The organism is Actinocrispum wychmicini, assembly GCF_004345645.1.
Lineage (GTDB): Bacteria > Actinomycetota > Actinomycetes > Mycobacteriales > Pseudonocardiaceae > Kibdelosporangium > Kibdelosporangium wychmicini.
Genome location: NZ_SLWS01000014.1, coordinates 252,448 through 275,717, shown reverse-complemented (window position 1 = coordinate 275,717; position 23,270 = coordinate 252,448). Strand labels below are relative to the sequence as shown.

Here is a 23,270-nt window from a genome sequence, read left to right as displayed (position 1 = left end):
AGGGTAACCAGCGCCGGAACCGAAACCCGAGGCTGGAAGCCACACTCCAAGGTGACCAAACAACGTTTCGCGCCCAGCACAATCATTCTTTTCGATAGGTCCGAAAAAGGGGAAGGCCGAGGAGAACAGTCCTACACCGGACAAGTCTGGTCAGCAAGAAAACCGACCACATCCTCAAACCGCCCCTCCCGAGCAAAAGCAGCCCGCTGCCGAGCCGCACCAGACCCATCCAGCAGCAGCCGAGCAAGCGACTCGTTCACCAGCTCATAGTCCCCGGCATACTCCAAAGCAGGCCGGATCCACCGAACGAGAGCCGCAGCCAAGTTCCCGGCAGGTGCCAACTCACCCGTGCGCACGTCCAGCCCGAGACCTTCCAGACCGTCCCGAGCCGCGCGCCACAACGCCGGCCGGAGCAGGTGCTGCGGCACGGCCAAGGCGGGTGTCTCCGAAGCCAACGCGGTCGCGGCGATCCCCCGCACGATGGCGGCGAGCATCACCGCGTCGTCGACCGTTGGCGCTACGTCGCAAACCCGAAGTTCGACCGTGGGGTGATGCGCCGAGAGTCGCGCGTCCCAGTACAGCATTCCCACGTCGATCGCGGCGCCGCTGGAGATGACCTCCTCACGGGCCGCGTAGTACGACGCCGCCGATTCGAACCACGGTGGTGGGCCGGCGGACGGCCATCGGCCCCACATCAGGTAGCGCCAACTGGCGTACCCCGTGTCCGAACTGTTGCAGTAGGGCGAGTTGGCGCCGATCGCGAGCAGGGTCGGCAGCCACGGCCTCAGGTGGTTGGAGACCAGCACCCTGGCCTCGTCGTTGGGCAGTCCGATGTGGACATGGCAGCCGCAGACCGGCAGGTCGCCGACGAGCGCACGGAACTCGCGGTTCATCCGGTGATACCGCGGCACGGGGGTGAGCATGAGCGGCGATGTCCGCGCCAGTACAGGCGTGCCGGAGGCGATGATGCGGGCACCGTACATGGCGGCCTGCTCGCCGAGGGCCATCCGCGCACCCACGAGCTGTTCCCGCAGCTCACCCATGCTGAGACAGACACCTGACGCGGTCTCGACCTGGCTGAGGGTGATCTCCGCCTGCAGGTCCACGCCTTCCGCGTCGGCGTTGGACAGCACGTCCGGGGCGCGGTCGGCCAGCCGGCCCGTTCCGGTGTCGACCAGCATGAACTCTTCTTCGACGCCGACCGACAGCAGATCCCGTGGGGCGCTCGCCGTTCGGAGCAGTCGTTCACGGGTGTCAAGCCGGGCTTCGCTCACGACTGCCTCCAGTGACGACCGTCCTCACAATCGACAGTAGGAGTCAGCACCGGTCGAGCGCATGCGGCGTTTGAGGGAAACCAAGTGTGAGTTTCCCGCGCGTTCACCAGTCCAACGCACCGAGGAGGAGCATCACAAAGAACGCCAACACCAGTTTTCCGACATATCGTGCGGCGGCTACCGCGCTCATGACCCCACCTCCCCGCTGAAGACTGCCGGGCGCCCCCTGCTCCGCGCGTCCTTCCATGGGACGGTCCGAGACTCATCCTTTGGGCCGATACCGGAGCCACAACGGCGGTATGCAACAGTTCAGGGGGAGGCGGACACCTCCAGACGTGACGACCACCGCGAACCGGACGCTGGGAGCGAGGATGCTGCCCGACCGCGGCGACCCCGCCCTGGGGCCGCCGGCAGGGGCTGAACCCGTCGAGGACCGACACAGCGACTCAGCGCTGTGGCGGCGTGCGGCGTCCGGCAACAAGGCGGCGTTCGGCGAACTGTTCGAGCGGCACGCGCAGGCGGTGTGGAACCACGCCTACCGGCTGACCGGTTCTTGGTCGCTCGCGGAGGACCTCACCTCGATCACGTTCATGACCGCGTGGCGCAAACTCAACGAGGTCACCCTGGTCCGGGACAGCGCACTGCCGTGGCTGTACGCGGTCGCCGGCAACCTCGCACGTTCGGAGTACCGCAGCTCCGGCCGGTTCGCCCGGATGCTGCGCCGGGTCCCCACCCAGGAGGCCGTCGCGGACCACGCCGAGCATGTCGCCGACAAGGTGGACGGCGAGAACCGGATGCGGACCGTCCTGGCCGCGGTGGCCAAGCTGCCGAAGTCCGAGCGCCAGGTGGTGGAGCTGTGCCTGATCGGCGAGCTGTCCGTGGCCGAGGCCGCTGAGCTGCTCGGCCTGGAGGACGTGAGCATCCGGTCCCGGATCTCCCGCGCCCGCGCCCGCCTGCGCAAGGTCCTGGGCCGCGACCTCACCGAGGAGGAGTCGTGAGCGACTTCTTTCCTCCGCCCCGGCGGGAGATGCCGCCCGAGGTCCGCGACCGGCTGCGCCGCAAGCTGTGGCGGGAGTTGGACCGGCCGGCCCGGTTTCGCGTGTCACGCGTCCGCGCACCGCTCGCCGCGGCCATCTCGGTCACCGTCCTGGCCGCTGCCGTGTCCTTGGTCGCCGCGCAGTCGACACCGACGGCCGAGGACGCCGGTCCGGCGACCGCACAGGCGCCGGTCGGTGAGGTGTCCGCGAGCGGCGCCACGGACCACTCCTCCGCGGATCTCGACCGTTGCTTCAACGCGGCCAAGGCGTCCCCGGCGGCGGCCACCTTTCCGGACCGGCCACAGTGGACGGTCTCGTTCACCGCCGAGCTGAACGGGGTCGAGGTCACCGCGGCGCGAGCCGGTGGCAAGCCGTTGTTCTGCGAGAGCACGTTGACGACCGTGACGCTGTCGAACCCGTCGGCCGAACCGGCCTACGCGACGGGTTCGGCGACGGGCGCGCTGTTCGCGACTCCGAACGGGACGGTCGCCGGCCTGACGGACCCGTCGTGGGACACGTTCGAGATCACCCCGGCCGACGGGAACGACGCCATGATCGCGGCGCCGGAGAAGGGCGACGGCATGTTCGTCCTGTACACCACGGCCGACCTCGCCCCGGACGCCCACCTGCAGGCCCAGCAGCTGCCCCCGGACATGCCGTTCGACCAGCCGGACCGGCCGGACGACGACGACCCGACCTACCCGATCCGGGACATCCCGAGCGTCCCGCCGCCCATAGTGTCCGTTGTGGACAGACCGGCGCCGGCCGAACGGACCAGCACCCGGGGCAAGGCACTGGCCGACTGCATGGCCGGCTCGCACGACCCGGAACCCGACCGGGACAGCTGGCAGGCAGGCGCGGCCGCGACGGTCAACGGCAACGAGCTGATCATGGCCACGAACGCCAAAGGAGTGGCCGTCTGCCAGTGGCAGACCGACTCGGCGACCCTGGACTTCAGCGAGGCGACGAACCAGAACTTCCAGGCGTACACGCAGTTCGTCCGGTCCCCCCTGCCGGTGGACGCGGCCCAGACCTCGGTGATGAACGGCGGCGACGACGGCCTGGTCATCCTCGGCACGGTCCGTGCGGACGCCACCAAGATGTCCGTCGTCCTGGACGGCACGACCGAGCTGGACACCGACGTGAAGGACGGGACGTTCATCTCGATCGTGCCGGACTCCCAGATCGACGACACCGGCCAGCTCCCCGAAGACCACCTGGCGACGCTGTCGACCACGATCTACGACGCGAAAGGAAACGAGCTGTACCGCGGCCCGCTGAACGCCCGCTGAGCTCGTTCAGACGAGTTCGAGCGGGTCAAGGCGAACCTTGAGGGCTTCCGGGTCCTTGCGGGCCGTGCGGGCGGCCTGGGCGTTGGTCAGGGTCGCGACCAGGGCCCGTCCGTCCACTCGGGACGACCTGATCAGGGCTCGTTCCCGGTCTCCGTTGTCCCCCAACGGGACCGGGCCGAGGATCTCGCCGGACGGCGGGAGCTCAAGGTGTTCGAGGAACTCGACCAACGCGTCCGGCGAACTGTCCACCGAGGCCATTCGGACCGCGGGCGGGAAGCCCAACTCGGTGCGCCCGGCCAGTTCCTGCTCGGCGTGCCACGCGGGATCCCACCGCACCAACGCCTGCACCGGCCCGAGCGACGAATCCGCCACGACCACAACACGTCCGCCGTCCACCGAGGGCCGGACGAGGGCGGCCGCGCCCATCCACCGCCGGAGGGTCTCCTCGGCCGCCCGCAGATCCGCCCGGCCGAGCAACGCCCAGCTGTCCAACAGAAGCGCGGCGCCGTACCCGCCCTCGGCGACCGGCTCGGCGCCCGGCGTGCACACCACAAGCGCCGGCGTGTCGGGCACGGAAGCAAGCACCTCGTCGGCGCCGGATGTCCGCACCGGCACGCCCGGGAACGCCCGGCCCAACTCCTCCGCGGTCCGCTTGGAGCCGACGACGACCGCCCGTAGCCGCCGTGAACCGCATTCGCCACAACGGAAAGCGGCCTCCGCGGCACCGCACCACCGGCACCCGGGCGGCCGGGGAACGTCGGCGTCCCGTCCGCCGGGCAACGCCAGCGGCCCGGCACACCGCCGGCACCGCGCGGGCGCACGGCAGTTGGCGCACGCCAGGGCGGGCACATAACCACGGCGAGGCACCTGCACCAGCACCGGCGCCTCAGCCGCGAGGGCACCCCGCGCGGCCTCAAAGCTGACGAGCGGCAGCCGCGCCGCGCGCGCAGCGGGGTCCCGCGCGATCTGTACGTCGGTCTCGCCTATGGCGGTCACCCGGGGCGCGGCCTGCCGCACAGACTCGCGCGACGCGACCAACTCGTGCGCCCAACCGGACTGCACCAGCAGCTGCGCCTCGGCCGTACGGGCGAAGCCGCCCACAAGCAGTGCCGCGCCCGACAGGTGCGCCCGGAGCGTGAGGACCTCCCGTACATGCGGGTACGGCGCGCGCTGATCGGCGTGCAGGTCGTCGCCGTCGTCCCACACGACGACCAGTCCTGGGTCCGTGACCGGCGCGAACGCCGTCGCTCGCGTGCCCACCGCGATCCGCGCGCTGCCGCGGAGCACCGCGAGCCACCTGCGATACCGCGTGGATGGCCCCAGATCGGCCGACAACGCGACAACCGCGGGTTCCCCGTCCTTCCCGACCAGGTCAAGGCACGCGGCGTGCAGACGGGCCACGTCGCGGTAGTCCGGCACGACGAGCACCACACCCCGGCCTGTGGCGGCGACCGTGACGGCCAGTTCGGCGAGCCGGCGCGGCCAGTCCTCGTCCGGCAGCGCCTGCCACACGGCATGGGCCTTACGGCCGGCACGCAGCGCCTCTACGAAAGCACCACCGCGCGGATATCGGTCCCACCCCGACATGTCCACGGGTGCGAGGGCGACGGGCTCGGGCGACTCGCCGGCTTCGGCGCGTGCGTGCCGCGGCGGAATCGCCAGCCGCAGCACGTCCATCATCGTGCCCGAGTACCGGTCGGCCACGGCGCGGGCCAGTTGGGCTATCGGCGGTGACAGCACCGGCTCGGACGAGACCACCTTCTCCAGGAACATCGGCTTGGGGTGGTCGGACTCGGCCACCCGGTCGATGACGTATCCGTCGACCAGCCGCCCGGAGAACCTGACCCGCACCCGGCAGCCGGGCACCACGTCGGCGTCGACATGCGCCGGAACGACGTAGTCGAAGGCCTTGTCCAGGTGCGCGAGCGGCACGTCCACGTAGACACGGGCGACCGGCAGGACGGCGGCCGGCTGCCGTTCGCCCTTGTGCTGGACACCCGGTTTGACCATGTCAGGTGTCTACCAGAGGGTCCCGTCCCGCCAATTACTGAACCCGGTCTGATTTCAGACCGAGTCTGATATTATTCGGTCATGGCAGGCCTGCGGGAACGCAAGAAGGAGCTGACCAAGCGGCGGATCGCCGTGGTGGCGTTGAAGCTGTTCACCGAACGCGGCTTCGAGGCGGTGACGGTGAACGAGATCGCCGAGACCGCGGAGGTCGCCAAAGCGACCCTCTTCACGTACTTCCCCAGCAAGGAGTCGCTCGTGCTGGAGGGTGTTGGCGACGACGACCTGGCCGGCATCGTCGCCCGGCGAGCGCCCGACCAGACACCGCTGCAGGCGTTGCGAACGCACTTTCGCACGTTCGCGGCGGTGCACACAGGCGCGATCGACTGGGACGACGTAGTTGGGCGAACGCGCGTGATCATCGCCAGTCCCTTGCTCAGCGCGGCCGCGAACACCCTGCTCTACCAGCAGCGTCAGGCGTTGGCCGAAGTGCTGGCCGAGGACCACGGGCCCAGGGCGGCCACGCTGATGGCGGCTCAGATCGCCGCCACCGTGCTCACCCTCCAGGAGTCGTTCTTCCACCTGTTGACCGGCGGCACGTCACCCGAACAGGCGACCGGCGCACTGGCGCAGGACATCGAGCTCGCGTTCGACCTGCTCGAACACGGCATCGACCACACGAAAGGAAAGTGACGTGCGCGCACACGGCATCAACTACGACACCGGTTTCCTCCCTGGGGAAGGCATCTCCCGGAAGACGTTCACCCCCGAGGTGGTCCAGCACGACATGGCGGTGATCGTCGGCGAACTGCACTGCAAGACAGTCCGTGTCTCCGGCGGCGATCCCGAGCGGCTCAGCGTCGCCGCACGCTGCGCCGCCGACGCCGGTCTGGAGGTGTGGTTCGCGCCGTTCCCTGTCGACATGCCCACCGATCAACTGCTCCCGTTCCTGGAAGACTGCGCACAACGAGCGGAAACCCTGCGGCGGGACGGCGCCGACGTGGTGTTCGTCGCCGGCTGTGAGATCAGTGCCTTCTGCGGCGGCTTCATCCCGGGCGACACGTACTCCGACCGCCTGCAGACCATGGTCAGCGCCGATCAGGAATGGTGGGCATCCCTCGGCCCGATCATGCAGCGGTTCAACGAGTTCCTCGCCCAGACCGCCGCGACCGTCCGGTCCCATTTCGGCGGCCGGGTCACGTACGCCGCCGGCCCGTGGGAGTTCATCGACTGGAGTCCGTTCGACATCGTCGGCGTGGACGCCTACCGAGCGGCTTACAACGCCGAGGAGTTCCGGTCCGAACTGCGCCGGCACTTCACCCACGGCAAGCCGGTCGCGGTCACCGAATTCGGAACGTGCGCCTACCAAGGCGCGGGCGACCGCGGCGGAATGGCGTGGCAGGTACCGGAAGGCGCGGTACGCGACGAGGACGAGCAGGTTCGCTACTTCACCGAACTGCTCGACATCTTCGAAGAGGAAGGCGTCGACACCGCACTCTGGTTCACCTTCGCCGGCTACACCTACCAGGGCGACAAAGACCTCGGCTCGTACGGCGTGGTCCGCATGCTCGACGAGACCACATGGGAGCCGAAAAAGGTGTTTCACACCATGGCCGACCGCTACAAACGAGCTTGACCGAAACCGGCCGGGCATCCACGGATGCCCGGCCGGTGACGCTCGACTTCCTCAGACGCCAGCGGCCTGCTTCAGGGCGGCGGCCCGGTCGGTGCGCTCCCACGGCAGGTCCAGCTCCGGCCGGCCGAAGTGGCCGTACGCGGCGGTCGGCGCGTAGATCGGGCGCAGCAGGTCCAGGTCGCGGATGATCGCGGCCGGCCGCAGGTCGAACACCGAGCTGATGGCCTGCTGGATCTTGGCCGGGTCCACGTTCTCGGTGCCGAACGTCTCCACGAACAGGCCAACCGGCGCGGCCTTGCCGATCGCGTAGGCCACCTGGACCTCGATCCGCGACGCCAGCCCGGCCGCCACAGCGTTCTTGGCAACCCAGCGCATCGCGTACGCGGCGGACCGGTCCACCTTCGACGGGTCCTTGCCGGAGAACGCGCCGCCACCGTGGCGGGCCATGCCGCCGTACGTGTCGACGATGATCTTGCGGCCGGTGAGGCCGGCGTCGCCCATCGGGCCGCCGATCACGAACCGGCCGGTCGGGTTCACCAGCAGCCGCACGTTCGACGTGTCCAGCTCCAGGTCGGCCAGCTCGGGCAGCATGACGTGCTCCCGCACGTCCACCCCGAGCATCTTCTCCAGGTCGATGCCGTCCGCGTGCTGCGACGACACCACCACGGTGTCCAGCCGCACGGCCTGGTCGCCGGCGTACTCGATGGTCACCTGGGTCTTGCCGTCCGGCCGCAGGTACGGCAGCGAACCGTCCTTACGCACGTGAGTCAGCCGCTTCGACAGGCGGTGCGCCAACGCGATCGGCAGCGGCATCAACTCGGGCGTGTCCGTGCACGCGTAACCGAACATCAGGCCCTGGTCGCCCGCGCCCTGACGGTCGATCTCGTCGTCGGCGGACTCGACCCGGGACTCGTACGCCGTGTCGACGCCCTGCGCGATGTCGGGCGACTGGGCGCCGATGGCGATGTTGACGCCACAGGAGTTGCCGTCGAAGCCCTTCGCCGACGAGTCGTAGCCGATCTCCAGGATCTTCTCCCGGATGATCGCCGGGATGTCGGCGTACGCCTCGGTGGTGACCTCACCGGCCACATGCACCTGGCCGGTGGTCACCATGGTCTCGACCGCCACCCGCGACCGAGGGTCCTTGCGCAGCAGGGCGTCCAGGATCGAGTCGCTGATCGCGTCACAGATCTTGTCCGGATGCCCCTCGGTGACCGACTCCGACGTGAACAGCCGGCTTGCCTTACTAGCCAATGTGTCTTCCCCTCAAGTCATCCCGGGTGAACTCGGACAGCCTACTGAAGGCGGGTGAGTGGACCGTCAACTGTGCACGAAATCCCAGATTTCGGCCGCCATTTGCGCCTTCGACCCCAATGCGATAGGTCGTTCCTGGCCGTCCTTCGCGAGCAGCCACCCGGAGTTGTCCTCCACTTCGAACGCCTGCCCCTCCCCCACGGCGTTCACCACCAGCAGATCGCAGCCCTTACGGGCGAGCTTGGCGCGGGCGTGGGTGAGCACGTCCCCGCTCTCGTCGCCGGTCTCGGCGGCGAACCCGACGATCACCTGGCTCGCCGGCAGCCGGCCGGCGGCACGGGCCTGGACCAGTTCGGCCAGCACGTCCGGGTTGCGGGTGAGGGCCACCGGGTCCGGGTCCCGGTCGGATTTCTTGATCTTGTGGGTGGCGGTGGTCACCGGCCGGAAGTCCGCGACCGCGGCGGCCATCACCACGATGTCGGCGTCGGCCGCGGCCTTGTGGACGGCGTCCCGCAGCTCCAGGGCGGTGCCGACGTGCACGATGTCCACACCCGCCGGTTCGGGCAACGCGACCGTGTGCGCGGACACGAGCGTCACCTGCGCGCCGCGCTGGGCGGCGACCCGAGCGAGCGCGTACCCCTGCTTGCCGGACGAGCGATTGCCCAGGTAGCGCACGGGATCCAGCGGTTCACGCGTCCCGCCCGCGGACACCACCACCCGCTTGCCCGCAAGGGACCGGGGCAAACTGTCGGACCGGGCCAGCAGCAGCCGGGCCAGGTCGACGATCTCGGCCGGATCGGCCAGTCGCCCCTTGCCGGTGTCCTTGCCGGTCAGCCGGCCGCTGGCGGGTTCGGCGACCACCACGCCCCGCGACCGCAGCAGGGCCACATTGGCCTGGGTGGCGGCGTGCTCCCACATCTCGGTGTGCATCGCCGGGATCATCAGCACCGGGCAGCGGGCGGTCAGCAACGTGCCGGTCAGCATGTCGTCCGCGAGGCCGTTCGCGGCCTTCGCGATCAGGTCCGCGGTCGCGGGGACCACGACGACCAGGTCGGCCTCCTGGCCGATCCGGACGTGTGGGACGTCGTACACGTCCTCGAAGACCTGGGTGTGCACGGGCCGGCCGGACAGCGCCTCGAAAGTCGCCCGGCCGACGAAGTTCAGCGCCGCCGCGGTCGGCAGCACCTGCACCTGGTGTCCGGACTCGGTGAGCCGCCTGAGGACCTCACACGCCTTGTAGGCGGCGATCCCACCTCCGACCCCAAGGACCACCCGGGGCCGGCTGTCCGCCGGGGGCACGTCCGCCGGGGGCCCGAACACGGTCGGCTCCGTCACTCGCCTTCGGTGTGCTCAAGCAGGCCGGAGTGGATCTCGCGGAGCGCGATCGACAGCGGCTTCTCCCGCGGGCCCGGCTCGACCAGCGGGCCGACGTACTCCAGCAGGCCCTCGCCGAGCTGCGCGTAGTAGTCGTTGATCTGACGGGCACGCTTGGCGGCATAGATGACCAGCGCGTACTTGGAACTGACCTTGTCCAGCAGGTCGTCAATCGGGGGGTTGGTGATGCCTTCCAGGTTCGCGGTCGGCTCACCCAGTGCGCCCAGCTCGGTGCTCAAAACAACTCCTGCCTGGTCAAGATGGTCTTCCCGTTGTCAAGGTTAGCAACTCGGCCGCGGCCTGCCGCACGTCGGTGTTCACCACGAGCGCGTCGAACTCGCCCTGGGCGTCCAACTCCTTCTCGGCGACGGCCAGCCGGTGGGCCACCACGTCGGGGTTTTCGGTGCCGCGCCCGGTGAGCCGCCCCACCAGTGTCTCCCAGGACGGCGGTACGAGCATGACGAGCTGCGACTCAGGCATCGCGGCGCGCACCTGCCGCGCGCCCTGCAGCTCGATCTCCAGGATCGCCGGCCGGCCCGCGGCCAGCGCGTCCAGAACTGGCTGGCGTGGTGTGCCGTAGAAGTTCCCGGCGTACTCGGCGTACTCAAGAAAGTCGTCCTGCTCGATCATCCGCTGGAACCGCTGCCTGTCCACGAAGTGGTAGTGCTGACCGTCCACTTCGCCCGGCCGCTGCGCGCGGGTGGTGCAGGAGACGCTGAAGAAGATGTCCGGGTCCAGTTTCCGCACCTGTGCCACCACAGTGGACTTCCCGACCCCGGACGGACCCGACACAACAGTGAGCCGGGGTTGGGCGCGCACACCCGTCCCCGGCTCCCGGTCAATCACAATTACTCGCCGCTGAACTCGGCGAGCAGCGCCTTGCGCTGCCTGTCGCCGAGGCCCCGGAGACGGCGGCTGGGCGCGATCTGCAACCGCTCGATGATCTGGTTGGCCCGCACCTTGCCGACGCCCGGCAGGGCCTCAAGCAGTGCGGTCACCTTCATCTTGCCCAGGACCTCGTCGCTGTCGGATTGAGCCAGCACGTCCTTAAGGGTCGTGCCGCCTCGCTTCAGGCGCTCTTTGAGCTCCGCCCGAGCCCGACGAGCGGCAGCCGCCTTCTCCAGCGCTGCGGCCCGCTGCTCCTCGGTCAGCTGGGGAAGGGCCACGATTTCCTCCGTGGGGTGGGTGTTTCTGGATCGGGTGCTGGCGACCGTACCGACCTCGGGTATCCCAGGACAACGTGGGTGGCCAATCAGGGCGGGATCACGCGTGGTACATCAGTGGTCACCGGCGGCCGACACGATCGCGTCACGGGTGCGCAGGGCCTCACTACGCAGCGCGAAGACGTCCGGACCGGCTTGGAGCACCCCCCGTGACGTGGCCGGAAGTACGTTACGCAGGGACTTTCCGAAGAGTGTCCGGATATCGGACAGGGTGCCTCCCTGCGCCCCGAAACCGGGTGCGAGCACGGGTCCGTTGAGGGTCGACAGGTCCACCCCAAGGTCCTTGATGGTTGCGCCAACAACAACGCCGATTCCACCGATCGGAGTAACACCGATGTTGCGTTCGGCCGCGAGGTCCACCACCGTTTGGGCGGTGGCGCGTCCGCCGTTCACCGCGCGCTGTACCTCCGAAGCTTCAGGATTCGAGGTCAGCGCAAGGACAAAAACGCCCCGGCCGGACTTCTCCGCCGCTTCGAACGCAGGTTCCAACGAGCCCACACCAAGGTACGGTGACAGTGTTACGGCGTCCGCCGCGAGCGGTGAGCCGTCGGCCAGGTAGGCGTCCGCGTAGGCCGCCATGGTCGAGCCGATGTCGCCGCGTTTGACGTCCAGCAGGACCACCGCGCCGGCCTGCTGGGACTCGGCGATGACCCGTTCGAGGACCGCGATCCCCTTCGACCCGTGCCGCTCGAAGAACGCCGACTGGGGCTTGAGCACGGCGATCTCACCGGCGAACGCCTCGACGCACGTCAGCGCGAACCGTTCCAGTCCACCTGGATCGTCCGGCAGGCCCCACGCGGTGATCAATCCCGGATGTGGGTCGATGCCGACGCACAGCGGCCCACGCAGCGACACGGCCGTGGTGAGCCGGGATCCGAACGATGCCCTCATGGCGTTCCCCTTGTCAGCTTCGCCCTCAGCGCCTCTTGCAAGGCCTGCAACGGCCGGACATGGATATCCCCCCGGATCAGGGCCTCGATGCCCTGTACGGCCGCTGCGGCGCCCTGAATCGTGGTCACACAAGGGATGTCGCGCGCGACCGCGGCGGTACGGATCTCGTAACCGTCCACACGGGGTCCACTGTTGCCGTACGGCGTGTTGATCACCATCTTCACCTCGCCGGCGAGGATCACGTCGACGGCGTTGCGCCCGCCATCGGTCTCGAAGTGCTTGGGCACCTCGGTGCAAGGGATTCCGTTGCGTCGCAGCACTTCCGCGGTTCCGGTGGTGGCCACGACCTCGAACCCGAGGTCGGCGAGCCGTTTCACCGGGAAGATCATCGCCCGCTTGTCGCGGTTCGCCACGGACACGAAAATCCGTCCTGACGTGGGCAATGAGCCGTAGGACGCGGTCTGCGACTTGGCGAAGGCCTTGCCGAAGGAGGTGTCGATGCCCATGACTTCGCCGGTGGACTTCATTTCCGGGCCGAGCAGGGAGTCGACGCCTTTGCCGTCGGGGGTGCGGAAACGGTGGAAGGGGAGGACGGCTTCTTTGACGGCGACGGCGGCGTCGGAGGGTAGTTCGCCGCCGTCGCCGGTGGCGAGCAGCATGCCCTCGTCTCGCAGTTGCTTGATGGTGGCGCCGAGCATGATCCGCGCGGCGGCCTTGGCCAGCGGCACCGCGGTCGCCTTTGACACGAACGGCACCGTGCGGGAGGCGCGGGGGTTGGCCTCCAGGACGTAGATTTGGTCGTCTTTCAGGGCGTATTGGACGTTGAGCAGGCCGCGCACCCCGACGCCGTGGGCGATGGCCTCGGTGGAGCGGCGGACGTTGTCCAGGTCGGTGCGGCCCAAGGTGATGGGAGGCAGAGCACAGGAGGAGTCGCCGGAGTGGATGCCGGCTTCCTCGATGTGTTCCATGACGCCGCCGATGTAGACCTCGTCGCCGTCGCACAACGCGTCGACGTCGATTTCGATGGCGTCGTCGAGGAACCGGTCGACCAGGACCGGATGCTCGGGCGACACCTCGGTGGCGCGGGTGATGTAGTCGGCCAGGGTGGCGTCGTCGTACACGATTTCCATGCCGCGCCCGCCGAGGACGTAGGACGGTCGGACCAGGACGGGGTAGCCGATCTCGTCGGCGATGCGTTTCGCGGCGGGGTAGGAGGTGGCGGTGCCGTAGCGGGGTGCGGGCAGCCCGGCGGCCTGCAGGACCTCGCCGAACGCGCCGCGGTCCTCGGCCAGGTGGATCGCCTCGGGCGGGGTGCCCACGATGGGCACGCCAGCGTCGGCCAGCCGCCGGGCCAGGCCGAGCGGGGTTTGCCCGCCGAGCTGCACGATCACTCCGGCGACGGTGCCGGACTGCCGCTCCGCATGCACCACTTCCAGGACGTCTTCGAAGGTGAGCGGCTCGAAGTAGAGGCGATCCGAGGTGTCGTAGTCGGTGGAGACGGTCTCCGGGTTGCAGTTGACCATGACGGTCTCGAACCCGGCCTCGCGCAACGCCATCGCGGCGTGTACGCAGGAGTAGTCGAACTCAATGCCCTGCCCGATCCGGTTCGGCCCGGACCCCAAGATCAACACTTTGGGTCGGTCAGGTTGGGGGGCGACCTCGGATTCGGCGGCGGGGTCGGATTCGTAGGCGGAGTAGTGATAGGGGGTGCGGGCGGCGAACTCGGCCGCGCAGGTGTCCACGGTCTTGAACACCGGCCGCACACCGAGCCGGTGCCGCAGCGTGCGGACCCCGTCCTCACCGGCCAGTTCCGGTCGCAGCGCGGCGATCTGCCGGTCAGACAACCCCGCCCGTTTCGCCCGGCGCAACAGGGTTTCGTCCAGAACGGCCGCGTCCATGATCTCGGTGCGGAGTTCGACCAGGGAGAGGATCTGGTCGATGAACCACGGGTCGATCTTCGACGCCTGGTGCACCTGCTCGACCGTGGCACCGAGCCGCAGGGCGCGTTCCACCGTGTAGAGGCGGCCGTCATGCCCGGCGGCGAGTTGTTCCAGTGTGGATTGGAGGGTGGTGTCGGGGTCGGGGGTGGTCCAGAACCCGGCGGCCTTGGTTTCCATCGACCGCAGTGCTTTGCCGAGGGCTTCGGTGAAGTTCCGGCCGAGTGACATCGCCTCACCGACGGATTTCATGGTGGTGGTGAGGGTTTTGTCGGCGCCGGGGAACTTCTCGAACGCGAACCGCGGCACCTTGACCACCACATAGTCCAGCGTCGGCTCGAAGCTCGCCGGGGTCTCGCCGGTGATGTCGTTCTGAATCTCATCCAGGGTGTAGCCGATGGCCAGCTTGGCGGCGATCTTCGCGATCGGGAACCCGGTCGCCTTGGAGGCCAGGGCGCTGGAGCGGGACACCCGGGGGTTCATCTCGATCACGACCATCCGCCCGTCGGCCGGGTTGATCGCGAACTGGATGTTGCAGCCGCCGGTGTCCACGCCGACCGCCCGCAGGACGTCGATCCCGACGTCGCGCATGTGCTGGTACTCGCGGTCGGTCAGGGTCATCGCCGGGGCGACGGTGACGGAGTCGCCGGTGTGCACGCCCATCGGGTCGATGTTCTCGATCGAGCAGACCACCACGACGTTGTCGCGCCGGTCGCGCATGAGTTCGAGTTCGTACTCTTTCCAGCCGAGCACGCTCTCCTCGATCAACACCTCGGTCACCGGCGACTCGGCCAACCCGACCGACGCGAGCCGCTCCAGTTCTTCGGGGGTGTGGGCCATGCCGGAGCCCAACCCGCCCATGGTGAACGACGGCCGGATCACCACCGGCAGACCAAGGTCGGTCACCGTGTCGCGGACCTCGTCCATCGAGTGGCAGACCCGGGAGCGCGGGGTCTCGGCGCCGATCTGGGCAACGATGTCCTTGAACTTCTGCCGGTCCTCACCGCGTTGGATGGCGTCGATGTCCGCGCCGATCAACTCCACGTCGTACTTCGCCAGCACCCCGCGGTCATGCAGGGCGACGGCGCAGTTGAGGGCGGTTTGGCCGCCCAGGGTGGCCAGGATCGCGTCCGGCCGCTCGGCCGCGATCACCTTCTCCACGAAATCCGGCGTGATCGGCTCGATATAGGTCGCGTCGGCGAACTCCGGATCGGTCATGATCGTCGCCGGGTTGGAGTTCACCAGCGACACGCGCAGGCCCTCCGCGCGCAACACGCGGCAGGCCTGGGTGCCGGAGTAGTCGAACTCGCACGCCTGCCCGATCACGATCGGCCCCGACCCGATCACCAACACGTGCTGGATGTCAGTCCGTTTGCCCATCAGTGCTCACCGCTCAGGTAGTCCACGAACTGGTCGAAAAGAGGCTCGGCATCGTGTGGGCCGGCCGCGGCCTCCGGGTGGTACTGCACGGAGAACGCGGGCACATCGAGGCAGCGCACGCCCTCGACCGTGCCGTCGTTCGGGCAGTAGTGGCTCACCTCAGCCGGGCCGTACGGGGTGGCGAACCGTTGTCCGGGTTCGCCTTCCAGGGCGAAGCCGTGGTTCTGCGCGGTGATCGCCACCCGCCCGGTCGCCGCCTCGATCACCGGCACGTTGATCCCCCGATGCCCGTAGGTCATCTTGTAGGTGCCCAGGCCGAGGGCCCGGCCGAGGATCTGGTTGCCGAAGCAGATCCCGAACAGCGGGATCCGCCGCTGAAGCACCTGCTCGGTCAGGCTGATCGCGTGCGCCTGGGTGGCCGGGTCACCCGGCCCGTTGGCCAGGAACACCCCGTCCGGCTCGACCGCCAGCAAATCCTCCATAGTGGACCCCACCGGCAGGACGTGCGTCTCGATCCCCCGCTGAGCCATCATCCGCGGCGTGTTGAACTTGATCCCCAGGTCAAGCGCGGCCACCCGAAACCGGCGTTCCCCGTCCGCCGGGACCACGTAGGTTTCCTTCGTGGACACCGCGCCGGACAGGTCCGCGCCCTTCATCTGCGGGCTCGCCTGCACCTGCGCGACCATGCCGTCGGCCTCGGTCAGCGCGTTACCGGAGAACACCCCGGCACGCATCGCGCCCTGCTCGCGGATATGCCGAGTGATCGAACGGGTATCCACCCCCGAGATCCCCACGATCCCCTGGCTCACCAGTTCCGCGTCCAGCGACCGCCGCGACCGCCAGTTCGACGGCACCCTCGCGGGATCGCGCACCACATACCCGGCGACGTGGATCTTCGCCGACTCGTCATCCTCGTCGTTCCACCCGGTATTGCCGATCTGCGGCGCCGTGGCCACCACGATCTGCCCGTGATACGACGGATCCGTCAACGTCTCCTGGTACCCCGTCATCGCCGTACAGAACACAACCTCGCCGAGGCTCACGCCGACCGCGCCAAAGGCCTCACCGCGGAAAACCCTGCCGTCCTCAAGCACAAGCGCAGCTGGTGTAGTCACGCCTTTCCTCCCATCCGCTGCAGCGCGTCCACCCAGTCCGCGTACACGTCCTTGTCGTCTCCTCGGAAACCGGTGTCCAACTCGTGCTCGCCGAGCCGCCAGCGGACCACGAGCAGGCCGTCCTTGCCCATCACCTTCCCCGCGATCGCCCGGTCGGTCCGCGCGCCCACCACGGACCCCGCCGGGATCCACACGTGGTCGGCGCCTTCCCGGTCGAACAGGACGCCGTCGCCGGTCAGGTGCATGGTCGCGGCCGCCCGGAACCCGATGTCGCCGATGGCGATCCGGTCCTGCCAGCTGGCCGCCGTGGTCGTGCTGACGTAGACACCGGTCGCCGGTTCGAGCACGTCCGGTGCTGGTGTCTTCGGTGGCTGCGGGAACTCCGGCAGCACCGCGTCCTGCCGGCGGGCCCGGTTGCGGTAGCCCCACCACATCGCCAGGACGCACAGCAGGAACACGACCACGATCGCGACGGTCAACAGGGCCCTCATGGCCGTGTCCTCCCGTCCTGCGCGGTGACCCGGCCACGCAACAGCGTCGTGTGCACGACCCCAGGCAGCTCCATGCCCTCGTACGGCGTGTTCCCGGCCAGGCTGGCCAGCTCGGCGCCGTTCACCACCCACGTCCTGGCCGGGTCGACGAGCACCAGGTTCGCCGGCTCGCCCGCCGCGATCGGCCGGCCCTGGTCGGGCAGGCCGGCGATCTCCGCCGGCCGCTCGCTCATCACGCGCGCGACGCCACGCCAGTCGAGCAGCCCCGGCCGGACCATGGTCTGGATCACGATGGACAACGCGGTCTGCAGGCCGAGCATGCCGGGTCGGGCCGCGGACCACTCGCAGTCCTTGTCCTGCGGGGCGTGCGGCGCGTGGTCGGTCGCCACACAGTCGATGACCCCTTCGGCGAGGGCCGCGCGCAACGCCTTCGTGTCCGACGAGGTCCGCAGCGGCGGGTTCACCTTGTTGACCGGGTCGTACGTGGCCAGCCGGTCGTCGTCCAGCAACAGGTGGTGCGGTGTGACTTCCGCCGACACCTGCGTGCCGCGCGCCTTGGCCCACCGCAGGACGTCGGCTGTGCCGGCGGTCGAGACGTGGCAGACGTGCAGTTGCGCGCCGAAATGCCCGGCCAGCAGGCAGTCCCGGGCCACAATGGACTCCTCGGCCGCCGCCGGCCATCCCGCCAGGCCGAGCCGGGCCGCGGCCTCGCCCTCGTGGGCCTGCGCGCCGACCGTCAGCCGGGGATCCTCGGCGTGCTGCGCGATCAGGACGTCCAGGCCACGGCTGTACTCCAGGGCGCGGCGCATGATCAGCGGGTCGGCGACGCACATGCCGTCGTCGGAGAAGATCCGGACGTTGGCCGCGCTGCGGGCCATCGCGCCGAGCTCGGCGAGCCGCTCCCCTTTCAGGCCGACCGTGACCGCGCCGATCGGGTGCACGTCCACCAGGCCGACCTCACGGCCGCGCCGCCACACGTGCTCGACCACGACCGGGTTGTCCGCGACGGGATCAGTGTTGGCCATGGCGAAAACGGCCGTGTAGCCGCCGAGAGCGGCGGCGGCCGAGCCCGTCTCGATGGTCTCGGTGTCCTCGCGGCCCGGTTCCCGCAGGTGCGTGTGCAGGTCCACGAGGCCGGGCAGGGCGATCAGGCCGTGCGCGTCGATCACGTCCCCGGCCCGGTCGCGGACGTTGCCCGTCGCGGTTGCGATTTCGGCGATCTGGCCGTCCTCGACGACGATGTCGACCGGGTCACCTTCGCCGTAGGGCACGGCGCCTCGGATCAGCGTCATGCGACTTCTTCCTCTCCGGCGAGCAGGTGGTACAGCACGGCCATGCGGACGTGCACCCCGTTGCGGACCTGGTCGGTGATCGCGGCGCGCGGCGAGTCAGCCACCGCGGACGCGATCTCCATGCCGCGCAGCATCGGCCCGGGGTGCAGCACGACCGCGTGTTCGGGGAGCAGGCGCAGGCGCGCCTCGGACAGACCGTAGGCGATGGAGTACTCCCGCGCAGAGGGAAAGAAACCGCCGTTACTGCCTCCAGGGCCGGCAGGCCCCGCAATCCGCTCCGCCTGAACCCTGAGCATCATGACGGCGTCCACAGCGGACAGCTCCGCGTCGAGCTCGTGCGACACGTTCACCGGCCAGCGCTCCACGCCTGACGGCAGCAGCGTCGGCGGTGCGACGAGTACGACCTCCGCGCCGAGCGTTGTGAGCAGGTGCACATTGGAGCGCGCCACTCGGCTGTGCAGCACGTCTCCGACGATCGCGACTCGGCGACCGTTGAGCCCGCCGAGGCGTTCCCTCAGCGTCGCCGCGTCGAGCAGGGCCTGCGTCGGGTGCTCGTGCGTGCCGTCGCCCGCGTTCACCACCGACGTGTGTGTGCCCGCGAGCCACTCCGCCAGACGGTGCGCCGCGCCCGACGCGGGGTGCCGCACGATGACGCAGTCCGCGCCGGCCGCGGCCAGCGTCAAGGCCGTGTCCCGCAGGGACTCGCCCTTGCTGACCGACGAGCCGCCGGACGAGACATTGACCACGTCCGCGCTCATCCACTTGCCGGCGATCTCGAACGAGACGCGGGTGCGCGTGGAGTTCTCGTAGAACATCGTGATGACGGTCCGCCCGCGCAGCGTCGGCAGCTTGCGGACCTCCCGGCCCAGCAGCGCCTGCTTCAGCGCGCCGGCTGTGTCCAGGATCGCAGTCGCGGCGTCCGCGCCAAGGTTCTCGCAGCTCAGTAGGTGTCTCATCCGACCAGCTCCACCGCGTCCCGGCCGTCGAGCTCGGCCAGCGACACCACGATCTCCTCGGCCCGATTGGTCGGGACGTTCTTGCCGACGTAGTCCGCGCGGATCGGCAGTTCCCGGTGCCCGCGGTCGACCAGGACGGCGAGTTGGACCGCTCGCGGCCGCCCATGGTCACGCAGCGCATCCAGAGCGGCACGGACTGTTCTCCCCGAGTAGAGGACGTCGTCCACCAGGATCACGAGCTTGTCCTCGATGCCCCCGCCGGGCAACGCGGTCGGCTCCAGCGGGCGGTTGGGACGTCTCCGCAGGTCGTCGCGGTAAAGCGTGACGTCAAGGACGCCGACCGGGACAGTCACTCCGCTGAATTCCGCAATGCGTGCTGCCAGACGCTCGGCCAGCGGTGCGCCCCTCGTCGGAATACCGACAAGCACGACCGGAGCAGCGTCGGCAGCACCGAGAGTCGTTTTTTCGATGACCTGATGGGCCATTCGAGCGACGGTGCGCGCGACGTCCCCGGCCGAAAGCAGCTCACGCCGCCCGCCAGGGTCCGCCGCGCCACGGGTTCGCGGCACGGTCAGGGACCTCCTTCCCCGCCTCGCCGGACGGGTCGTTAAAGGATGTCGAGGACCCTTGCTACCAGGGTCATCAGGGACGGTACCAGGAGAAGTCGGTAGACCTTCCGGGTGGTGTTTTCGACGATCGGGCTACGGCATCAGTGAGAGGTGCTTGACCTGCCGACCACAACAAGTAACCATTACTCTGCGTATCGATCTAAGCAGGGACCCGCCGGCACTCCTTCCCGGCCGCCGGGGTGAACGAAATGGAGAACCGCCAACATGGGCGATTACGCCAAGGCGCTAGGGGCCAAGCTCCGTGGCATCCGCCAGCAGCAGGGCCTGTCTTTGCACGGCGTCGAGCAGAAGTCCGGCGGACGCTGGAAGGCAGTCGTCGTCGGCTCCTACGAGCGCGGCGACCGAGCGGTAACCGTCCAGAAGCTGGCCGAACTGGCCGACTTCTACGGCGTTCCAGTGGTCGAGCTGCTGCCTGAGGGAAGGGTGCCCTCCGGTGCGGAACCGGCCACGAAAATCGTGATCAACCTGGAGAGGCTGCAACAGCTGCCGGCCGAGAAGGTCGGCCCGCTGGCCAGGTACGCGGCCACCATCCAGAGTCAGCGAGGCGACTACAACGGCAAGGTGCTGTCCATCCGGACCGAGGACCTGAGGTCGCTCGCCATCATCTACGACATGACCCCCGGCGAGCTGACCGAACAGCTCATCGACTGGGGCGTGCTCCCGCCGGAAGCCCGGCCGTCGAAAGAGGACTGACGGCCGAGAGGGGGACGTAGTTCGACACGACCCGGCTGCGCGTCTGGGGGTCCGCTCACGAGGTGGCGCGCAGCCGGTCGGTCTGGCTTCATCGCACGGACTCGTGCCGGCACAAATGCCGTCACGAGCGGGGCGTGAGCTATGCCGTCGGCTTCTCCAGATACACCAACGACAGGGTCGGGCTGACCGCGTGCGTGCGGTAGGGGACGTACCCGGCCCGCTGGTACAGGCGCAGATTGGCTTCGCTGCGTTCCCCGGTGTGCATCCGGAATCGGCGCACGTGCGCCGCATGGGCACGCTCCACGGCTGCGATGAGGTCGAAGGCGATGCCTCGTCGTTGCATGTCCGGAGCCACCACCAGGCGCGCGACCTCGCAGTCCTGGCCGTCCCGGATCCCGCGCACGGCGCCGACAATGCGAGCGCCCATCGTCGCCACCAGGACGCTGCCGGACTCGACCGCCGCGCGGACCTCGTCCAACGACTCAGTCAGCGCGGAAAAACCCGGGTTGCCGTACAGCTGGGCCTCGGAGACGTACGCGGCACGCTGCACAGTCAGGATCTCGCCCGCGTCCGCCGGTTCGGCCACCCGGATGTGGTGCTCAGGTTCCCGGCGCATGGCCTTACAGAGTGGCGCGCAGGCGGTCGGCGATCGTCGCGATCCGGCCGAGCAGCCCGTTGACGAACCGCGGCGAGTCGTCGGTCGACAGCATCTTCGCCAGCTGCACAGCCTCGTCGATGGCGACCGGGTCAGGCACGTCCGTTGCCCACAGCAGCTCGTACAGGCCCAGCCGGAGCACGGCCAAGTCCACCGCGGGCATCCGGGCGAGGGTCCAGCCCTCGGAGTGCTCGGCGAGCAGCTCGTCGATCCGGGCCAGCTGCGCCTGGACACCTTCCACCAGCGTCACGGTGTAGTCGTTCACCGGCGGCACGTCCGGGGAGCCGACCCGGTCGGCGAGCAACGTCACCGGGTCGACACTCCGCAGCTGGGCTTCGAAGAGCAGGTCTACGGCGCGTTTTCGGGCCTTGCTCCGGGCGCCCATCTCAGCCCGAGACACGGCCGAGGTAACGGCCGTCACGGGTGTCGACCTTCACCTTCTCGCCGGTGGACAGGAACAGCGGGACCTGGATCTCCGCGCCCGTCTCCAGGCGCGCCGGCTTGGTGCCGCCGGTCGACCGGTCGCCCTGCAGGCCCGGGTCGGTGTGCTCGATGATCAGCTCGAGCGAGGTGGGCAGTTCGACGTACAGCGGGACACCCTCGTGCGTGGCCACGACGACCGTCGTGTTCTCCAGCAGGTAGTTGGCGCCGTCGCCGACGACTTCGCTGGACACCGGGATCTGGTCGTAGGTGTCACCGTCCATGAACACGAAGTCCTGGCCGTCGGCGTACAGGTAGGTCATCGACCGGCGGTCGACGGTGGCGGTCTCCACCTTCGTGCCGGCGTTGAACGTCTTGTCGACGACCTTGCCGGACAGCACGTGCTTGAGCGTGGTCCGGACGAACGCCGGGCCCTTGCCGGGCTTGACGTGCTGGAACGACACGACCGTCCACAACTGGCCCTCCAGGTTGAGGACCAGGCCGTTCTTCAGGTCGTTGGTGGTGGTGGCCACGGGTTCGGTTCTCCTGTACGCAGGGCCGCGCTTGTCACACGACCATGAGGTGCTTGGTGGTCAGGGTGAGGAGTTCGGGACCGGCCTCCCGCACGACGAGCGTGTCCTCGATACGGACACCGCCCCGCCCAGCCAGATACACGCCGGGCTCCACGGTGACCGCCATGCCGGCCGAAAGTGTACCTTCACCGGTCTTCGCCAGGCTGGGCGCCTCGTGAATCTGCAGGCCCACGCCGTGCCCGAGACCGTGCAGGAAGTCGTCGCCGTGGTCGGCGTCCTCGATCACGCCCCGCGCGGCCGCGTCGATGTCCTTGACGCCCGCGCCCGGTTTCAGCGCGGCCCGCCCGGCCGCCTGCGACGCCGCGACCAGGTCGTAGATCTCCCGCTGCCACTCCGCGGGCTCCCCCAGCACCAACGTCCTGGTCATGTCCGAGTGGTAGCCGTCGACCAGCGCGCCGAAGTCGAGCTTCACGAAATCACCGGACTGCAGCACGGTGTCGGTGGGCCGGTGGTGCGGGATCGCCGAGTTCGCGCCGGCGGCCACGATCGTGTCGAACGACTTGTCCGCGGCACCGTTCTCCAGCATCCGGTTCTCCAGGTCCCGCGCGACCTCCCGTTCGGTCAGTCCCGGCCGCAGACCACCGTGCTCCATCAGGTCCGCGAGCGCCCGGTCCGCGGCGGCACACGCCATCCGCAGCGCCTCGATCTCGATGTCGTCCTTGACGATCCGGAGCTTCTCCACCATGCCCGGCGCACGCACCAGGTCGATGCCGGCCGCCGCGTCGGCGAGCCCGTCGAGCGCCTCCACCGTGACGTGGTGGCTCTCGTACCCGGTCTTCCGGAACTTCTCCTTCGCCGCCCGCGCGGCAAGAAAGACGGCGCTGTTGCGATCGATCACCCGCTCGAGGTCGGGCACCTGTTTCTCGGACTGCGTCAGGTAACGGCCATCGGTGCAGAAGATCGAGTGCGCGTCATCGCTGGCGTGCACGACAAGTGCGGCGTTGGACCCGGTGAATCCGGTCAGGTACCTGATGTTGAGCAGGTCGACCAGAAGCAAGGCGTCCAGCCCCCGGTCGCGGAGCTGAACCCGCAGCGCCTCGCGGCGGCGGACGAAGGCGTCAGACATGTCTCGCAGCCTAAGGGCAGCCGGCACATTCACGTGGGCCGCGTGATCGGAGCGC

Annotated in this window: 23 protein-coding genes; 5 read left to right on the top strand and 18 right to left on the bottom strand. The window is 69.1% G+C overall.

Annotated elements, in window-relative coordinates; genetic code table 11:
* Positions 1-131: 131 nt before the first annotated feature.
* The gene (locus EV192_RS46285) at positions 132-1,274 is read right to left on the bottom strand and encodes a carboxylate-amine ligase (protein ID WP_243727501.1); all 1,143 of its coding nucleotides are present in this window, start codon (positions 1,272-1,274) and stop codon (positions 132-134) included.
* Between the two features lie 371 nt (positions 1,275-1,645).
* Here EV192_RS46285 and EV192_RS46280 point away from each other — a divergent pair, with 371 nt between their 5' ends.
* Positions 1,646-2,272 (top strand): RNA polymerase sigma factor, encoded by a 627-nt coding sequence (locus EV192_RS46280; protein ID WP_132125149.1) that lies wholly within the window; start codon positions 1,646-1,648, stop codon positions 2,270-2,272.
* The gene (locus EV192_RS46275) at positions 2,269-3,603 is read left to right on the top strand and encodes a hypothetical protein (RefSeq protein ID WP_132125115.1); all 1,335 of its coding nucleotides are present in this window, start codon (positions 2,269-2,271) and stop codon (positions 3,601-3,603) included. The genes EV192_RS46280 and EV192_RS46275 overlap by 4 nt, the downstream gene beginning before the upstream one ends.
* 6 nt (positions 3,604-3,609) lie before the next feature.
* Here the strand turns inward: EV192_RS46275 and EV192_RS46270 are convergent, their stop codons facing one another.
* On the bottom strand, positions 3,610-5,613 hold the full coding sequence (locus EV192_RS46270; protein ID WP_132125114.1) for a primosomal protein N': 2,004 nt from the start codon (positions 5,611-5,613) through the stop codon (positions 3,610-3,612).
* 81 nt (positions 5,614-5,694) lie between these two features.
* On the opposite strand from EV192_RS46270, the gene EV192_RS46265 reads away from it, so the two are divergent.
* Positions 5,695-6,303 (top strand): TetR family transcriptional regulator, encoded by a 609-nt coding sequence (locus tag EV192_RS46265; protein WP_132125113.1) that lies wholly within the window; start codon positions 5,695-5,697, stop codon positions 6,301-6,303.
* Between the two features lies 1 nt (position 6,304).
* Positions 6,305-7,246 carry a hypothetical protein gene (locus tag EV192_RS46260; protein ID WP_132125112.1) on the top strand — a complete coding sequence of 314 codons (942 nt, stop codon included), beginning with the start codon at positions 6,305-6,307 and terminating at the stop codon, positions 7,244-7,246.
* 51 nt (positions 7,247-7,297) lie between these two features.
* Here the strand turns inward: EV192_RS46260 and metK are convergent, their stop codons facing one another.
* The 12 genes from metK to pyrR all read right to left on the bottom strand — a co-directional run bounded on the left by metK (position 7,298) and on the right by pyrR (position 19,728).
* Positions 7,298-8,479: a methionine adenosyltransferase gene (metK, locus tag EV192_RS46255; RefSeq protein WP_132125148.1), complete on the bottom strand. Its 1,182-nt coding sequence runs from the start codon at positions 8,477-8,479 to the stop codon at positions 7,298-7,300.
* 87 nt (positions 8,480-8,566) lie between these two features.
* Positions 8,567-9,820, bottom strand: coding sequence for a bifunctional phosphopantothenoylcysteine decarboxylase/phosphopantothenate--cysteine ligase CoaBC (coaBC, locus tag EV192_RS46250; protein WP_243727500.1), 1,254 nt, complete (start codon positions 9,818-9,820; stop codon positions 8,567-8,569).
* Between the two features lie 11 nt (positions 9,821-9,831).
* Positions 9,832-10,113: a DNA-directed RNA polymerase subunit omega gene (gene rpoZ, locus EV192_RS46245; protein WP_207926781.1), complete on the bottom strand. Its 282-nt coding sequence runs from the start codon at positions 10,111-10,113 to the stop codon at positions 9,832-9,834.
* A gap of 16 nt (positions 10,114-10,129) precedes the next feature.
* A complete protein-coding gene (gene gmk, locus EV192_RS46240) occupies positions 10,130-10,720 on the bottom strand; it encodes a guanylate kinase (RefSeq protein WP_243727499.1) in 591 nt (196 codons plus the stop codon).
* A gap of 2 nt (positions 10,721-10,722) precedes the next feature.
* Positions 10,723-11,040, bottom strand: coding sequence for an integration host factor, actinobacterial type (mihF, locus tag EV192_RS46235; protein ID WP_054293572.1), 318 nt, complete (start codon positions 11,038-11,040; stop codon positions 10,723-10,725).
* A gap of 111 nt (positions 11,041-11,151) precedes the next feature.
* Positions 11,152-11,988 carry an orotidine-5'-phosphate decarboxylase gene (gene pyrF, locus EV192_RS46230; RefSeq protein WP_132125110.1) on the bottom strand — a complete coding sequence of 279 codons (837 nt, stop codon included), beginning with the start codon at positions 11,986-11,988 and terminating at the stop codon, positions 11,152-11,154.
* Positions 11,985-15,305 (bottom strand): carbamoyl-phosphate synthase large subunit, encoded by a 3,321-nt coding sequence (gene carB, locus EV192_RS46225; RefSeq protein WP_132125109.1) that lies wholly within the window; start codon positions 15,303-15,305, stop codon positions 11,985-11,987. Before carB ends, pyrF begins: the two co-directional genes overlap by 4 nt.
* Positions 15,305-16,420, bottom strand: coding sequence for a glutamine-hydrolyzing carbamoyl-phosphate synthase small subunit (carA, locus tag EV192_RS46220; RefSeq protein ID WP_132125108.1), 1,116 nt, complete (start codon positions 16,418-16,420; stop codon positions 15,305-15,307). Before carA ends, carB begins: the two co-directional genes overlap by 1 nt.
* Positions 16,417-16,911 carry a PH-like domain-containing protein gene (locus tag EV192_RS46215; protein WP_132125107.1) on the bottom strand — a complete coding sequence of 165 codons (495 nt, stop codon included), beginning with the start codon at positions 16,909-16,911 and terminating at the stop codon, positions 16,417-16,419. The genes carA and EV192_RS46215 overlap by 4 nt, the downstream gene beginning before the upstream one ends.
* Entirely contained in the window at positions 16,908-18,203 is a 1,296-nt protein-coding gene (locus EV192_RS46210) for a dihydroorotase (RefSeq protein ID WP_132125106.1), read from the bottom strand. The genes EV192_RS46215 and EV192_RS46210 overlap by 4 nt, the downstream gene beginning before the upstream one ends.
* On the bottom strand, positions 18,200-19,159 hold the full coding sequence (locus EV192_RS46205) for an aspartate carbamoyltransferase catalytic subunit (protein ID WP_132125105.1): 960 nt from the start codon (positions 19,157-19,159) through the stop codon (positions 18,200-18,202). Before EV192_RS46205 ends, EV192_RS46210 begins: the two co-directional genes overlap by 4 nt.
* Positions 19,156-19,728 (bottom strand): bifunctional pyr operon transcriptional regulator/uracil phosphoribosyltransferase PyrR, encoded by a 573-nt coding sequence (gene pyrR / locus EV192_RS46200; RefSeq protein ID WP_132125104.1) that lies wholly within the window; start codon positions 19,726-19,728, stop codon positions 19,156-19,158. The genes EV192_RS46205 and pyrR overlap by 4 nt, the downstream gene beginning before the upstream one ends.
* 264 nt (positions 19,729-19,992) lie before the next feature.
* Between pyrR and bldD the strand changes: the two genes are divergently transcribed.
* Complete coding sequence (bldD, locus tag EV192_RS46195; RefSeq protein ID WP_003096372.1) at positions 19,993-20,481, top strand: transcriptional regulator BldD; 489 nt, start codon at positions 19,993-19,995, stop codon at positions 20,479-20,481.
* A gap of 139 nt (positions 20,482-20,620) precedes the next feature.
* Here bldD and EV192_RS46190 read toward each other — a convergent pair whose 3' ends face one another.
* Genes EV192_RS46190 through EV192_RS46175 form a run of 4 tightly spaced genes read right to left on the bottom strand, consistent with a single transcriptional unit; the run spans position 20,621 to position 23,215 of the window.
* Complete coding sequence (locus EV192_RS46190; RefSeq protein ID WP_132125103.1) at positions 20,621-21,097, bottom strand: GNAT family N-acetyltransferase; 477 nt, start codon at positions 21,095-21,097, stop codon at positions 20,621-20,623.
* Between the two features lie 4 nt (positions 21,098-21,101).
* Positions 21,102-21,521: a transcription antitermination factor NusB gene (nusB, locus tag EV192_RS46185; RefSeq protein ID WP_132125145.1), complete on the bottom strand. Its 420-nt coding sequence runs from the start codon at positions 21,519-21,521 to the stop codon at positions 21,102-21,104.
* Between the two features lies 1 nt (position 21,522).
* Positions 21,523-22,089, bottom strand: a complete 567-nt coding sequence (efp, locus tag EV192_RS46180) for an elongation factor P (protein ID WP_132125102.1) — start codon at positions 22,087-22,089, stop codon at positions 21,523-21,525.
* Between the two features lie 34 nt (positions 22,090-22,123).
* Positions 22,124-23,215: a M24 family metallopeptidase gene (locus EV192_RS46175; protein WP_132125101.1), complete on the bottom strand. Its 1,092-nt coding sequence runs from the start codon at positions 23,213-23,215 to the stop codon at positions 22,124-22,126.
* Positions 23,216-23,270 lie beyond the last annotated feature (55 nt).